9 protein-coding genes and 2 rRNA genes (1 of these 11 running past the window's edge) are annotated in these 14,586 nt (G+C 59.2%); 9 read left to right on the forward strand and 2 right to left on the reverse strand.

From position 1 onward, the window contains the following. The 3 genes from AABM55_RS09395 to mrdA all read left to right on the forward strand — a co-directional run. A 23S ribosomal RNA gene (locus tag AABM55_RS09395) occupies nucleotides 1–1,789 on the forward strand; it begins 1,103 nt to the left of the window's first position. 157 nt (nucleotides 1,790–1,946) lie between these two features. Further along, a 5S ribosomal RNA gene (gene rrf / locus AABM55_RS09400) occupies nucleotides 1,947–2,062 on the forward strand. 232 nt (nucleotides 2,063–2,294) lie between these two features. Then, nucleotides 2,295–4,187: a penicillin-binding protein 2 gene (gene mrdA, locus AABM55_RS09405; protein ID WP_054596418.1), complete on the forward strand. Its 1,893-nt coding sequence runs from the start codon at nucleotides 2,295–2,297 to the stop codon at nucleotides 4,185–4,187. Nucleotides 4,188–4,198: 11 nt separating this feature from the next. On the opposite strand, the gene AABM55_RS09410 is transcribed toward mrdA, so the two are convergent. Further along, nucleotides 4,199–5,155, reverse strand: coding sequence for a LysR family transcriptional regulator (locus tag AABM55_RS09410; protein ID WP_347929389.1), 957 nt, complete (start codon nucleotides 5,153–5,155; stop codon nucleotides 4,199–4,201). Between the two features lie 174 nt (nucleotides 5,156–5,329). On the opposite strand from AABM55_RS09410, the gene AABM55_RS09415 reads away from it, so the two are divergent. The 5 genes from AABM55_RS09415 (at nucleotide 5,330) to AABM55_RS09435 (ending at nucleotide 11,915) form a co-directional block, all read left to right on the forward strand. Beyond that, the gene (locus AABM55_RS09415) at nucleotides 5,330–6,085 is read left to right on the forward strand and encodes a class II aldolase/adducin family protein (protein WP_347929390.1); all 756 of its coding nucleotides are present in this window, start codon (nucleotides 5,330–5,332) and stop codon (nucleotides 6,083–6,085) included. Nucleotides 6,086–6,324: 239 nt separating this feature from the next. After that, the gene (locus AABM55_RS09420; protein ID WP_347929391.1) at nucleotides 6,325–8,229 is read left to right on the forward strand and encodes a sigma-54-dependent Fis family transcriptional regulator; all 1,905 of its coding nucleotides are present in this window, start codon (nucleotides 6,325–6,327) and stop codon (nucleotides 8,227–8,229) included. Continuing rightward, nucleotides 8,229–9,947: an ABC transporter ATP-binding protein gene (locus AABM55_RS09425; RefSeq protein WP_347929392.1), complete on the forward strand. Its 1,719-nt coding sequence runs from the start codon at nucleotides 8,229–8,231 to the stop codon at nucleotides 9,945–9,947. The genes AABM55_RS09420 and AABM55_RS09425 overlap by 1 nt, the downstream gene beginning before the upstream one ends. Then, nucleotides 9,937–10,614 carry a S8 family serine peptidase gene (locus AABM55_RS09430; protein WP_347929393.1) on the forward strand — a complete coding sequence of 226 codons (678 nt, stop codon included), beginning with the start codon at nucleotides 9,937–9,939 and terminating at the stop codon, nucleotides 10,612–10,614. Before AABM55_RS09425 ends, AABM55_RS09430 begins: the two co-directional genes overlap by 11 nt. Then, a complete protein-coding gene (locus AABM55_RS09435; RefSeq protein WP_347929394.1) occupies nucleotides 10,611–11,915 on the forward strand; it encodes an FAD-dependent monooxygenase in 1,305 nt (434 codons plus the stop codon). Before AABM55_RS09430 ends, AABM55_RS09435 begins: the two co-directional genes overlap by 4 nt. A gap of 31 nt (nucleotides 11,916–11,946) precedes the next feature. Here the strand turns inward: AABM55_RS09435 and AABM55_RS09440 are convergent, their stop codons facing one another. After that, on the reverse strand, nucleotides 11,947–12,801 hold the full coding sequence (locus tag AABM55_RS09440) for a cytochrome c (protein ID WP_347929395.1): 855 nt from the start codon (nucleotides 12,799–12,801) through the stop codon (nucleotides 11,947–11,949). Between the two features lie 558 nt (nucleotides 12,802–13,359). Between AABM55_RS09440 and AABM55_RS09445 the strand changes: the two genes are divergently transcribed. Next, on the forward strand, nucleotides 13,360–14,565 hold the full coding sequence (locus AABM55_RS09445; RefSeq protein WP_347929396.1) for an acetyl-CoA C-acetyltransferase: 1,206 nt from the start codon (nucleotides 13,360–13,362) through the stop codon (nucleotides 14,563–14,565). Nucleotides 14,566–14,586 lie beyond the last annotated feature (21 nt).

Here is a 14,586-nt window from a genome sequence, read left to right on the forward strand (position 1 = left end):
TCGGCCTGCGCGGAAGATGTAACGGGGCTCAAACCATACACCGAAGCTACGGGTATCACTTAGGTGATGCGGTAGAGGAGCGTTCTGTAAGCCTGTGAAGGTGAGTTGAGAAGCTTGCTGGAGGTATCAGAAGTGCGAATGCTGACATGAGTAACGACAATGGGTGTGAAAAACACCCACGCCGAAAGACCAAGGTTTCCTGCGCAACGTTAATCGACGCAGGGTTAGTCGGTCCCTAAGGCGAGGCTGAAAAGCGTAGTCGATGGAAAACAGGTTAATATTCCTGTACTTCTGGTTATTGCGATGGAGGGACGGAGAAGGCTAGGCCAGCTTGGCGTTGGTTGTCCAAGTTTAAGGTGGTAGGCTGGAATCTTAGGTAAATCCGGGATTCTAAGGCCGAGAGCTGATGACGAGTGTTCTTTTAGAACACGAAGTGGTTGATGCCATGCTTCCAAGAAAAGCTTCTAAGCTTCAGGTAACCAGGAACCGTACCCCAAACCGACACAGGTGGTTGGGTAGAGAATACCAAGGCGCTTGAGAGAACTCGGGTGAAGGAACTAGGCAAAATGGCACCGTAACTTCGGGAGAAGGTGCGCCGGTGAGGGTGAAGGACTTGCTCCGTAAGCCCATGCCGGTCGAAGATACCAGGCCGCTGCGACTGTTTATTAAAAACACAGCACTCTGCAAACACGAAAGTGGACGTATAGGGTGTGACGCCTGCCCGGTGCCGGAAGGTTAATTGATGGGGTTAGCTAACGCGAAGCTCTTGATCGAAGCCCCGGTAAACGGCGGCCGTAACTATAACGGTCCTAAGGTAGCGAAATTCCTTGTCGGGTAAGTTCCGACCTGCACGAATGGCGTAACGATGGCGGCGCTGTCTCCACCCGAGACTCAGTGAAATTGAAATCGCTGTGAAGATGCAGTGTATCCGCGGCTAGACGGAAAGACCCCGTGAACCTTTACTATAGCTTTGCACTGGACTTTGAATTTGCTTGTGTAGGATAGGTGGGAGGCTTTGAAGCGTGGACGCCAGTTCGCGTGGAGCCAACCTTGAAATACCACCCTGGCAACTTTGAGGTTCTAACTCAGGTCCGTTATCCGGATCGAGGACAGTGTATGGTGGGTAGTTTGACTGGGGCGGTCTCCTCCTAAAGAGTAACGGAGGAGTACGAAGGTGCGCTCAGACCGGTCGGAAATCGGTCGTAGAGTATAAAGGCAAAAGCGCGCTTGACTGCGAGACAGACACGTCGAGCAGGTACGAAAGTAGGTCTTAGTGATCCGGTGGTTCTGTATGGAAGGGCCATCGCTCAACGGATAAAAGGTACTCCGGGGATAACAGGCTGATACCGCCCAAGAGTTCATATCGACGGCGGTGTTTGGCACCTCGATGTCGGCTCATCACATCCTGGGGCTGAAGCCGGTCCCAAGGGTATGGCTGTTCGCCATTTAAAGTGGTACGCGAGCTGGGTTTAGAACGTCGTGAGACAGTTCGGTCCCTATCTGCCGTGGACGTTTGAGATTTGAGAGGGGCTGCTCCTAGTACGAGAGGACCGGAGTGGACGAACCTCTGGTGTTCCGGTTGTCACGCCAGTGGCATTGCCGGGTAGCTATGTTCGGAATAGATAACCGCTGAAAGCATCTAAGCGGGAAACTAGCCTCAAGATGAGATCTCACTGGGACCTTGAGTCCCCTGAAGGGCCGTCGAAGACTACGACGTTGATAGGTTGGGTGTGTAAGCGCTGTGAGGCGTTGAGCTAACCAATACTAATTGCCCGTGAGGCTTGACCATATAACACCCAAGCAATTTGCGAACTCGAAAGAGGCCAGATTGCGGTGTGTGAAGACGAAACGAACCGAAAGTTCGAGCTGCTCACAAACACCGAGATCTATCACATACCCAATTTGCTGAAGCGAGACCAACAGGTCACGACTCAGTACCTGAATTTCTTGACGACCATAGAGCATTGGAACCACCTGATCCCATCCCGAACTCAGCAGTGAAACGATGCATCGCCGATGGTAGTGTGGGGTTTCCCCATGTGAGAGTAGGTCATCGTCAAGATTAAATTCCGAAACCCCAATTGCGAAAGCAGTTGGGGTTTTGTTTTGCCTGCGAGAAAGTGCTCATCGGCTGCACCAACGTCCGACCGTCGTTTTGGCCGTCAAGGACAGCCACTTGGGAAATTCCCTCTAAAGTGGTCGCGCAGTTTTTGGTATGGTGCAGCTCGTTTTTTAATGGACTGATGTCACGCGCAGGGAATGGCGTTTAACCCGGTCAAAGAGTTGCTGTAGAAATGCCCGAACCGATTCCGATCAAGGACCACGAAAAAGAAACGCGCCTGGTCAACAAACGGCTGTTGGCCTGCGCGCTGTTCGTGGTTGCAATTACCTGCGCGCTGGTTGTGCGCATGTACGTCCTGCAAGTGGTCGAGTTTGACTATCACTCGACGATCTCTGAAAACAACCGGGTACATGTCCTGCCCATTACCCCGACTCGCGGCCTGATCTATGACCGCAACGGCGTACTGCTGGCCGATAATCGGCCAAGCTACAACCTGATCATCACCCGCGAACGCGCAACCGATGTGAAAGGCGAGCTGGACTCGGTAGTCAATCTGTTGCACTTGCCTGCTGAAGACCGCGCACTGTTTGATAAGGCAATGAAGCAGGCGCGCCATCCCTTTGTTCCGGTCACCTTGTTTTACGAACTGACCGAAGAGCAGATTGCGACACTGGCGGTGAACGAGTTCCGCCTCCCAGGAATCGACGTTGAACCGCAGTTCGTGCGCAACTACCCGCTGGGTGCGCATTTCGCCCACTCGATCGGTTATGTCGGGCGTATCAACGAGAAAGAATCCAAGGCACTGGATACCGTCGAGTACCGCGGTACCCAGTCGATCGGCAAGACCGGTATCGAAAAATTCTACGAGTCCGAGCTGCATGGCCATGTCGGCTATGAAGAGGTCGAAACCAATGCCCAGGGCCGGGTGCTGCGAGTGCTCAAGCACACTGATCCGATCCCTGGAAAAAACATCGTGCTCAGCCTCGATGTAAAGCTTCAGGAAGCGGCAGAAGACGCGCTGGGCGACCGCCGTGGTTCAGTGGTTGCTCTCGATCCGGCCACTGGTGAAGTGCTGGCAATGGTCAGCAAACCGAGCTTTGACCCGAACCTGTTCGTCACCGGCATCAGCTTCAAGGAATACGCGGCGCTGCATGACTCCATTGACCGCCCACTGTTTAACCGGGTCTTGCGTGGGTTGTATGCGCCAGGCTCGACGATCAAGCCGGAAGTGGCGATTGCCGGGCTCGACACCGGCGTGGTGACGGCGTCCACCAGGGTCTTTGATCCGGGTTACTACCAACTGCCGGACTTCGACCATAAATACCGTAACTGGAATCACAGCGGCGACGGCTGGGTCGACATGGACGCAGCGATCATGCGTTCCAACGACACCTATTTTTACGACCTGGCACACAAACTCGGCATTGATCGCCTGCACGATTACATGGCGATGTTCGGCCTTGGCGAAAAAGTCTCGCTGGACATGTTCGAAGAGTCCCCCGGGCTGATGCCGTCCCAGGCATGGAAGCGCGCTACTCGCCGTCAGCCGTGGTTCCCCGGTGAAACGGTGATCCTTGGGATTGGCCAGGGTTATATGCAGGTGACACCGCTACAACTGGCTCAGGCGACTGCGCTGATCGCCAACAAAGGGGTGTGGAACCGACCGCATCTGGCCAAGACGATCGATGGCGTGGCACCGGTGGATGAGCATCCGATGCCGAACATCCTGCTGAAAAATCCACACGACTGGGAGCAGGTCAACCACGGCATGCAGATGGTTATGCACGATCCGCGCGGTATCGCCCGTGCGGCGGCCGTGGGGGCGCAATACCGGATTGCAGGCAAGAGCGGCACTGCACAAGTGGTGGCAATCAAACAGGGCGAGCGTTACGACCGTTTGAAGACCCGCGAGCGTAACCGCGACAACGCCTTGTTCGTCGGTTTCGCCCCGGCCGAACATCCGCAGATCGTGATCTCGGTGATGATCGAGAACGGCGAGGCCGGCGGTCGCGTTGCCGGCCCTGTGGTGCGGCAGATCATGGATGCGTGGCTGCTGGACAAGGACGGTCACCTGAAGCCGCAATACGCGAGCCCGAGCAAACCACCCAGCGATCCTCACGTTTGACGCGCTGAAAGCTACAGCACCTGCTCATGCCTGTTGAGCAGGTGCTGGAAGCTTTCCAGGAACACTGTTTCGGCCTGAGTCATTTTCTGCTCGCGATTCCAGAGCAACCGAATATCCAGATCCACCACACCCTCCTCAGGCGGCAAACGCCATAGCAACCCCTGCTCGACATCTCGCAGCACCAGGTGAACGGGTAAACAGCCGATCCCAAACCCTGCGCAGATCAGCCGGTGAATCTCTTCGAAGCTGGTCGATGATGCGACGATCTTGCCGGTAAAGCCTTGCTGGTCGCGAAACAGCGTCAGCGGCGAAAGGTTGCCGCCCAACTGGTCGCTGGTGAAGCTGACGAAGTGCTCGGCGGCAAGTTGTTCCAGCCTCAGATTTGTCTGCCCGAACAAACGGTGGCGTTGGCCGCAGAAGTACCCATATCGCTCGCGAAACAGCACCCGTTGCTCCAGCCGCGGTTGCGGCAGTCGGGATAAACCGATGCCGACCGTCGCAGTCTTTTGCAGCAGGGCACTGATGATGTTCGAACTGCCCATCACCTCGACTTCCAGTTCGACATTCGGATGGCTCTTATGGAAGTCCGCGAGGAACTCATCGTAGTGCGGGGACTGGATACCGCTGATGGTCAGGATCCGCACCTTGCCCACCACGTCATCGTGAGGACTCTCGATCACCGGCCCCAGGCGCGAAATATCACCATAGACATCGGCCGCGATACGCAGCACTTCTTCACCGGTTTCGGTGAGGTCGAAACGCCGGCCGCTACGGACAATCAGCACGCAGTCGAGTTGCTCTTCAAGACGCTTGAGCGCCTGGCTCACCGCCGATTGTGTGATGTGCAGGCGTGCAGCAGCGCGGCTCATGCTGCCTTCCTGGGCGATCACCAGATAGGTGCGCAACAGGTTCCAGTCGAGCCGGTCATTGAGAAAGCGTCGGCTGGATTGGGGGAGGGGTGAGGGCATAAGGAATCCTGCTATTAGCCAGGCTAATAGTTAGGTTAAGAATTTGAAAATTGACTAATCCTAGCCCGGCCGCGATAAAGCTCACAAGCACACCGTGCTGTTGATACCCGGCGTCTGCGCTTTGCCCGTCCAAGGGCAACCCGCTCGCCATCACACACAAAAAGAGGTGATTTGGTGGATAAGCCCGAGCACATGAACACCATTGAATGGCAGGCCCGCTGCGAGTTGGCGGCCCTGTATCGGTTGGTTGCGCACTTTCGCATGACCGACCTGATCGACACCCACATCACATTACGGATTCCAGGACCCGAACATCACTTCCTGATCAATCGCTACGGGGTGATCTTTGATCGCATGCGCGCCTCGGATCTGGTGCGCATCGACCAACAGGGCCGAATTGTCGATCCGGCGTATGCGGATCATCGGGTCAACACGGCGGGCTTCGTGATCCATTCGGCGATCCACATGGCGCGTTCCGATCTGAACTGCGTGATCCACACCCACACGGCGGCGGGCATGGCGGTGGCTGCGCAGAAGCGGGGCCTGCTACCGATCACTCAACACGCACTGAAGTTCTACGGCAAGCTGGCTTATCACACCTATGAAGGTATCGCTTTGTCGCTGGACGAGCGCGAGCGGTTGATTGCCGACCTGGGACCGCACAAGGCGATGATCCTGCGCAATCACGGACTGTTGGTGGGTGGCGCCAGTGTGGCTCACGCGTTTCAGGAAATTTACTTTCTGGAGCGTGCCTGCCAGGCGCAGGTACAGGCGTTGGCGGGCGGGTGTGAACTGAATTTTCCGTCGCCGGAGGTCTGTGTCCACACGGCTGAACAGTTCGAACAGGACGATGCCGAAAACATTATCGAGCTGGCCTGGTCGGCGGCATTGACCCTGATCGAATCGCAACGCGAGTCATATTGCTCATGAACACCGAGTCAGGCGCTCTACGGCACTTGCCAGTCTCTTGACGTTAACGTAAAGATAAGCGCTGGCGCCGAATTCCCATGGCGCAGGTTTTGCGTGAGGGAAGGGCTGTCCGAGGTCTCGGGCAAACTTCCCTTTACTGCCATCTGAACCGGGTAGATATTTCCCCATGACGTGCGTGCTTCGTCGCATGTCGGGAAGTGAACCGGCCAGAGACTGGGCGGACCAATCCGGAGCGCTTGATGACTCTTATAAAAACAATAACGCCACAACCGCAACATGAAGCCCGGCTGGCCCGGGAGAAACTTCACCTTGAAGGCGAAGTCCCGAACGGGGTGTTGCGCGCTGAAATCGATGCCTCATGGCGGCGCAGCTTAAGCCATGGCGTGCACTTCAATGGCAAGCATGAGTTGGCGCTGGAATCGAGCGCGAGTCTTGAGGTGTTGCTGGCGAGCAATCGCTTGCTGATCGACGCCGCGATGCCGGCCATCGATTACCTGGCCGAGCGTCAGGGCAAGGAAGGGCTGATCATCCTCGCCAATTCCGAGGCGACCATTCTCGCGGTCGAAGGCCGCGCCGACCGCCTCAAGGGCAGCGGCCTGCAAGACATCACCCTGGGCGCCTGCTGGAGCGAAGCTGCTCGTGGCACCAACGCCCTCGGCACTGCGCTGGTGGAAGCCCGGCCGACGCTGATCGACTGCGGCGAACATTACCTCGATCGTCTCAGCGATTTCTCCTGCAGTTCGGTGCCGATTCACTGCCCTCAAGGCGACATCCTGGGCGTACTCGATCTGACCCGCGAAGGCCCGTTGGGCCGGGCGCATGACAGCACCGCGTTGTTGGCGATGGCAGTCAGTCAGATTGAAAGCCGGGTGTTCAACGCCAGCTTCCCCGAACAGATCGTGCTGGCCTTTCATAGCCGTCGACAGTACCTCGAATCGCCCTGGCAAGGGCTGTTGGCGGTGAGCCTCGGCGGGCAGATTCTGGCGGTCAGCGCCCAGGCCTGTCAGTTGCTCAATGCCGAGCGTTCAGCCTTGGTTGGTCACCGCTGCGAAGAGTTTCTCGGGGTAGATGGCCTGCAACTGCTGGCGCGTCTGCAACAAGGCGGGATCGGCAGTCTGCAAACCGCCAAAGGCGAATTTTTCTACAAAACCCTGCGTGCGCCGCAGCGTTCGATCAATGTCACCAGCACTCCACGCAGTGTCGTCAAAAATCCAAAACCTCAACCCAATCTCGAATCCCTGGCCGGCAGCAATGCGCGGTATGCGCGTGCGTTGCGGATGGCCCGGCAAGGCCTGGCCAATGAGTTGCCGGTGTTGCTGCTGGGGGAAACCGGCACCGGCAAGGAAGTCATCGCCCGGGCATTGCACATGGCCGGCAGCCGTTGCGACAAACCCTTCGTTGCGGTCAATTGTGCGGCGATTCCCGAAGGCCTGATCGAGTCGGAACTGTTCGGCTACCGCGAAGGCGCGTTCACCGGCTCGCGGCGCGGCGGGATGATCGGCCGTTTGCAACAGGCCCATGGCGGCACGCTGTTCCTCGATGAAGTCGGCGACATGCCGCTGGCACTGCAAGCACGCCTGTTGCGGGTGTTGCAGGATCGCAAGGTCGCACCGCTGGGCGCCGGTGAAGAGCAAGACATTGACGTGGCGCTGATCTGCGCGACTCACCGCGACCTCAAGCGTCTGGTCGAGGAAAAACACTTTCGTGAAGACCTGTTCTACCGGGTCAATGGCATCAGCGTGATGCTGCCGGCGCTGCGTGAGCGCGATGATTTCAGTGAGTTGGTGAACCGTCTGCTCGGCAAACTCGATGCCCCGATGGTCAAGCTCAAGGACGACCTGAGCAGCCTGCTCGCCGGTTACCACTGGCCAGGCAACATCCGTCAGCTGGAAATGGTGCTGCGTACCGCGCTGGCGATGCGCGAACCCGGTGAAAGCGTGCTGAGCCTGGAGCATTTGCCCGACAGCATGCTCGACGAGTTGAATGCCTGCGAGCGTTCGACCTGCGGCAGTATCCGCGAGAACGAACTGGAGCTGATCCGCCAGTCCCTCGACAATCATCACGGCAACGTTTCGGCGACGGCCGATGCGCTGGGCATCAGTCGAGCGACGCTGTATCGCAAGCTCAAACAGTTGCGCAGCTGATGCGGCGCTTGATCGTCAGGCTGGTCGACAGTCACAACCCCCAGGCACTGGACGCCGCCTTACAGTGGCTGTACGGCTTCGTGCGCCCGCATCGGCTGGCGATTGCCGGGCTGCTCGGGTTGTCGGTGTGCGCCTCGTTGCTGGTGCTGGTGCAGCCCTGGCTGACTAAATTGCTGATTGACGATGGGCTATTGGCGCATAACTTTTCCATGCTGGTGCTGATCGCCGGTTTGATGATCGTCGCCGGATTGCTTGGCACCGCGTTGTCGGGGATCAATCGCTACCTGCACACACGATTGTCAGGGCGCATTCTGTTTGCCCTGCGCGACGACCTCTATCGGCATTTGCAGACCTTGTCGCCAAGCTTCTACGGGCAACGGCGGATCGGCGACCTGATGTCGCGTCTCGACGGTGATGTCGCGGAGATCCAGCGCTTTGCCGTCGACTCGCTGTTCTCGGCGGTTTCCAGCGTCATCGGTCTGGTCTGCGCGGTGGCGATGTTGCTGACCCTGTCGTGGAAACTCTCGCTGCTGGCGTTGGTGCTGATCCCGCTGGATGTGCTCTGGCTGCGCTGGATGCGGCGCAAGGTCGAGCGTGATGTGCGGCAGTTGCGTGAGCGTTCGGCGGACATGTCCTCGTTCATGGTCGAAACCTTGCCAGTGATGAAATTCATTCAGTCGGCTGGCCAGCAACAGCGCGAAGCACGGCGCCTCGAAACATTGGGGCAGGGCTACATGAGCCAGTTACTGCGCCTGCAAGTCACCGAGTTTTTCACCCAGGCGGTGCCCGGCACACTGACTTCGTTGTCGCGGGCCTGTGCGTTTTTGATTGGCGGTTACTGGGTGGTGCAGGGTACGTGGCAGCTCGGCGCGTTGATCGCGTTTTCGACGTATCTGGGGATGGCGGTCGGGCCGGTGCAGAGCTTGCTCGGGTTGTACGTGGCGATTCAACGGATGACCGTCAGCCTCGGTCGGGTGATGGAGCTGCGGGGTGAACAGCCGAGCGTCGTCACACCGGTCGCACCGCAGCCAATGCCGAGCTCTGGCGAACTGTGTTTTGAGGCGGTGCACTTCAGCCATCCCGGGCGGCCGACGACCTTACGCGGGATCGACGCGCGGATTCCCTACGGTTTGAAAGTTGCCCTGAGCGGCGGCTCCGGGGTTGGCAAGTCGACGCTGATCGACCTGCTACAGCGGCATCACGACCCGCAGTCTGGTCGGGTGCTGCTGGACGGGATCGACCTGCGCGAGCTTGCATTGTTCGAGTTGCGTCGGCGGATCGCTGTGGTCAGCCAGGACATCGTGCTGTTTCGCGGCAGCCTGGCGGATAACCTCGCCTATGCGGTGCCGGACGCCAGTCGTGAGGCGGTGGCCGAAGTGGCGCGGCTGGCGCAGCTCGACAGCCTGATCGCGTCCCTGCCCGAAGGCCTCGACAGTCCGTTGGGCGAGCGCGGTCAGCAGTTGTCCGGCGGACAGAAACAGCGGATTGCCATCGCCCGTGCGCTGTTGCAGGATCCGCTGATTCTGGTGCTCGATGAAGCCACCTCGGCGGTCGATGAGGCCACTGAACGGGAAGTCATCGAGGCCATCGATCGACTGTTTGCCGGACGTACACGAATCCTGATCAGCCATCGCCCCTCGACCCTGGCCGATGCGGATCTGCGCTTTGAGTTGTTTGACGGCGTGCTGACGCAAGTTAAGGTGCTGCATGAAGCTTGAGCTAAGGATTGGCGTGGTCGACAGCGGACATTCCGTGGCACAACGCGGACAAGTGAGCTCCGGGCGACGGTTTTACCTGGTCGAGGACGGACTCGCCGAAGACGAACTGCGTGACGATCCGCTCGGCCACGGCAGCGCAGTCGTCGAGGCGATCAGCCGGCGTGCAGCCTCGGCACGGTTTTGCGTCGCGCAAGTGTTCGACCAGCGTGGGGTCACCAGCGCCTTGCAGATTGCCACGGCGATCGATTGGCTGGTGACGCAAGACGTGCGAGTGATCAACCTTAGCCTGGGCTTGCGTCAGGACCGCAATCTGTTGCGTGAAGCCTGTTCGGCGGCATTGGCCCGTGGTGTTTTGCTGTGCGCCTCGAGCCCGGCGCAAGGCGAAGGCGTGTACCCGGCGAGTTACCCACAGGTGTTGCGGGTGACCGGCGATGCCCGTTGCGGCGAGCACGAATGGTCGTGGCTCAACAGCCAGCAGGCCGACTTTGCCGCCTGTGTTCAGGGCATGTACCCAGGGCAATCCGGTGCCAGTCTCGGTTGCGCGGCGTTGACCGGGCATATCGCCAACTTCCTTGCCGGGCACCTCGACGCGAGCAATGCGCAGGTCCTTGAATGGCTACGAGACAACGCCCGTTATCGCGGACCTGAGCGGCGAGTCTGGCAATGAGCGCCATCCTGATTCTCGGCGCCGGGCCTGCGGGCGCGGCGGTGGCGTTGGGTCTGCGCCGGCTGGGTTATGCGGTGACGCTGGTCAGTGACTGGCGTCGTTTTGCGGCGCTTGAAGGTGTTTCGCAGCGGGTGCTCGAAGCCCTGCGCGGTGCAGGATTGAATCAGGCACTGGCGCAGGTGGCGTTGCCGTCGCAGCGACAGGTGTCGTGGAACGGCCAGCAGCATGCGCAAAACATCGAGTTTCTGCTGGATCGGCCGAGCTTTGATCGCGGCCTGCGTGAGGATTTGCGCCTGGCCGGCGTCGAGTTGATCGAAGGCCGGGTGTTGGCGGTTCACTCCCAGGCGTCGGGCCATCGGGTTGAGGTCGAAGGTCATGCTGAGCTGAACAGCGAGTTTCTGGTGGAGGCTCGCGGTCGTCAGGCGCCAGCGCTTGGCAAAGGGCAACGTGGACCGGAGACGGTCAGCCTGCTCAACCGTTGGCAGGGCGCACCAGGCAGCACCGCCAGCGCGGTGGAAAGTTTGCCGGACGGTTGGGCCTGGATGGCACGGCGGGCCGACGGTCAATGTTATTGGCAGTTGACCGTGGATGTGGCCAGCGCCGAATTGCCGGGCAAAGCGCAGTTGCTCGACTACTGTCGCCAGCGCCGGCAGGACTCGCCGTTGGCCATCGATTTTTTCGGATCGCATCCTGAAATCGACCTGCAACTGCACGCCCGCAGCAGCACGGCGATTCTCAATCCGCAGGTGTGCGGCGATAACTGGGTTCGGGTTGGCGATGCGGCCATGGCGGTTGATCCACTGTCAGGCAACGGCATCTTTCAATCCCTGTCCTCAGCCTTGCAGGCGCCGGTGGTGATCAACACCTTGCTGGCTAAACCTGAGCGGGCTGCCTTGGCCCAGCGCTTCCATCAACAACGGGTCGAGCAACTGTTCTTGCGCTTTGCGCGCATTGGTCGGGACTTTTATGCCGACGAACTGCGCTGGTCGGAGCAACCGTTCTGGCGTGCACGTCGACAGTGGCCAGACACGGAGCTGGCTCATGCACCCGCAGATTTTGCGTCTCTGAGCATTGAGCGGGCGCCGGTGCTACACGATGGGTTTGTCGATGAGGCCGAGGTGGTGATCACGGCGGATCAGCCGTTGGGGATCTGGCATGTGCAAGGGGTTGAGTTGGCACCTTTGCTGCGGCGATTGCAAACCGAGCCGGCTGACCAGGCGTTGGAAGGTTTGACGGTGGAGCAGGAGCGGGTGGTGCGCGGGTGGCTATTGTCCCAAGGCTTCAAACCCCAACCGAATTGATCGTTCCCACGCGTGGGAACCGATCGTAGGCTCAGGGCTGCTGTTTACGCCCCGCCATATGCTTCAAATACCCCACCAGCAACGTCAGTTCCTCATCCGATAATACCTGTGTCGAGAACCCCGGCATTTTTGCCTGTGGCCATTGGCGCAAGCTTTGCGGGTCGCGGATATAGCGTTTGAGGAATTCAGCGCCAAAGTACTCGGTAGGGCTGAAGGGAATGTTCAGGTCCGGACCAAACTGCGCATCGCCCGCGCCGTTCAGGCGGTGGCACGCCAGGCAGTTTTTCTGGAACAACGCATAGCCCAGATTCACCGGGTCATTGGCGGCGAGCGCCGGGTCTGGAAGCAGGGCAGGGAAGCGTACGCCGACCGCCGCCAGGCGTTTGATACTGGCGACCTGGAATGGCCATTGCTCAGGGCTGATATGGCCAGCCTGAGGGTTGGTCCACACCAGATAAAACGGTCCGGCACTGGGTTTGCCTTCCGCCAGCGCTGGCCAAGGGTTGACCGGGTCTTCAATGGCCAGCCACGCCTGCGCACCCACCGTGTTGAGCAACGGTGCGGCAGCCAGTTCGGCAGCAAAACCGTCCAGGGCCACGGCTTGCAAGTGGTCGTCAGCCTTGATGCCAGTCAACAATACCGCCAGCGGCACCGCGCGATAACTCATGTTCCTTTTGTAGGAAACATCGTCGGTGATTTGAATCGTCTGGACCTGAGGATGCTTGAGCAGCTCCTCGGTTTTCCAGGTTCGGCTGCCGGTACCCAGGTCGAGCACCAGCTGTGCGGCATACGAGGGCGTGCTGAGCAGCAAGGCCCCAAGCAAAAGTAGAGCTTTCAAGTGATCGCCATCCTGTCGAAGGTATGCCGTAAAGGTTGGCACACACATGCAGGCCCGGAAAGCGAGCGAGTCAGTTTTTTAGTGAGGCGTCGTCAACAACCACGCTTGATTATCCGATCACCTTGGTAAGGTTCGGCAAAATCAGTAGCAGCGTAGTGGCGAACAAAATGAGCCCGGCTTGACGCACTTTCGAATGTTTGAACATGGCTGTTTGCCTTTTTTTGTTATTTCCTGAGCGTCGAATGCTTGCCTGCATTTCTCCATGACGGCAAAGCGCTGTAATTCCTTTCTCACGAGCGCCTCGGCAAAACCCGACGACAACTTCGTAAGGTTTACCTTAGGGGCCCCGCAGGCTGTGCTTTAGATCCATTTAGTATCAACTAAGAGCAAACTGCTTCTAAAAAGCTATGAGGCATACTGCCAGCTGCTTTACCGGCCTTTTGCTAGACCGTTCCGTGACCTGCATCGATTAATCCGATAGCTGACTACCGTTCGTCTGAGCGTGACCGTCAAGGCCGTTGAGCGCTTCGGTCATTGAATCCGCCGCTGCTGAGCCTAAGGTGAGAACTCGCTAATTATTCACCTGCCCAGCGGTACGAGGACGTCATGACCCAAGCTTTGATTTTCGACGCGTTACGTACGCCCCGTGGCCGTGGCAAGGCTGACGGCGCCTTGCACAGCGTCAAACCGGTGAACCTGCTGGCAGGCTTGCTCGGTGCGCTGCAACAGCGGACGCAACTCGACACCCGCGAGGTTGATGACATCGTGATTGGCTGTGTCACGCCGATTGGCGATCAGGGCGCCGATATCGCCAAAACCGCGGCGCTGGTGGCCGACTGGGACGTTAGCGTCGCGGGTGTGCAAATCAACCGCTTCTGCGCATCCGGGCTGGAAGCGGTGAATCTTGGGGCGATGAAAGTCCGCTCCGGTTTTGAGGACCTGGTGGTGGTCGGCGGCGTCGAGTCCATGTCGCGGGTGCCGATGGGCAGCGACGGTGGTGCCTGGGCGCTGGATCCGCAGACCAACCTGCACAGCCATTTCACCCCGCAAGGCGTGGGCGCCGACCTGATCGCCACGATTGAGGGCTTCAGCCGTCAAGACGTCGATACTTACGCGCTGCACTCTCAACAGAAGGCTGCGCGGGCACGGGCGGACGGCTCGTTCAAAAAATCCCTGGTGCCGGTGCAGGATCAGAACGGCATCGTCCTGCTGGATCATGATGAGTTCATTCGCGCCGAGTCGACGCTGGAAGGTTTGGGCAAGCTCAAGCCGAGCTTCGAGATGCTCGGGCAAATGGGCTTCGACGCTACCGCGTTGCGGGTCTACAGCCATGTGGAGCGAATCAATCACGTTCACACGCCCGGCAACAGCTCGGGGATCGTCGACGGCGCGGCGCTGATGTTGATCGGCTCTGAGGCCAAAGGTCGGGCACTGGGCTTGCAGCCACGGGCGCGAATCGTCGCCACGGCGGTCACCAGCACCGATCCGACCATCATGCTCACCGGTCCGGCGCCGGCCACTCGCAAGGCCTTGGCCAGGGCCGGGCTGCGGGTCGAGGACATCGATCTGTTCGAGGTCAACGAAGCGTTCGCCTCGGTGGTGCTCAAGTTCATCAAGGACATGGCCATCGATCCGGCCAAGGTCAACGTCAACGGCGGCTCTATCGCCATGGGCCACCCGCTGGGCGCCACCGGTTGCGCGATCCTCGGCACCTTGCTCGATGAACTGGAAGTGCGGCAGTTGCGCTACGGCCTGGCGACCCTCTGTGTCGGTGGCGGCATGGGCATTGCCACCATCATCGAACGCCTCTGAGCCCCGACTTCAAGGAAGCAC

Source organism: Pseudomonas helvetica (assembly GCF_039908645.1).
GTDB lineage: Bacteria > Pseudomonadota > Gammaproteobacteria > Pseudomonadales > Pseudomonadaceae > Aquipseudomonas > Aquipseudomonas helvetica.

What these genes read in the sequence shown, in the direction of transcription:
- mrdA (WP_054596418.1), top strand. Translation starts at nt 2,295, where the DNA reads ATGCCCGAACCGATTCCGATCAAGGACCACGAAAAAGAAACGCGCCTG.
- AABM55_RS09410 (WP_347929389.1), bottom strand. Translation starts at nt 5,155, where the DNA reads ATGCCCTCACCCCTCCCCCAATCCAGCCGACGCTTTCTCAATGACCGG.
- AABM55_RS09420 (WP_347929391.1), top strand. Translation starts at nt 6,325, where the DNA reads ATGACTCTTATAAAAACAATAACGCCACAACCGCAACATGAAGCCCGG.
- AABM55_RS09425 (WP_347929392.1), top strand. Translation starts at nt 8,229, where the DNA reads ATGCGGCGCTTGATCGTCAGGCTGGTCGACAGTCACAACCCCCAGGCA.
- AABM55_RS09430 (WP_347929393.1), top strand. Translation starts at nt 9,937, where the DNA reads ATGAAGCTTGAGCTAAGGATTGGCGTGGTCGACAGCGGACATTCCGTG.
- AABM55_RS09435 (WP_347929394.1), top strand. Translation starts at nt 10,611, where the DNA reads ATGAGCGCCATCCTGATTCTCGGCGCCGGGCCTGCGGGCGCGGCGGTG.
- AABM55_RS09440 (WP_347929395.1), bottom strand. Translation starts at nt 12,801, where the DNA reads ATGTGTGTGCCAACCTTTACGGCATACCTTCGACAGGATGGCGATCAC.
- AABM55_RS09445 (WP_347929396.1), top strand. Translation starts at nt 13,360, where the DNA reads ATGACCCAAGCTTTGATTTTCGACGCGTTACGTACGCCCCGTGGCCGT.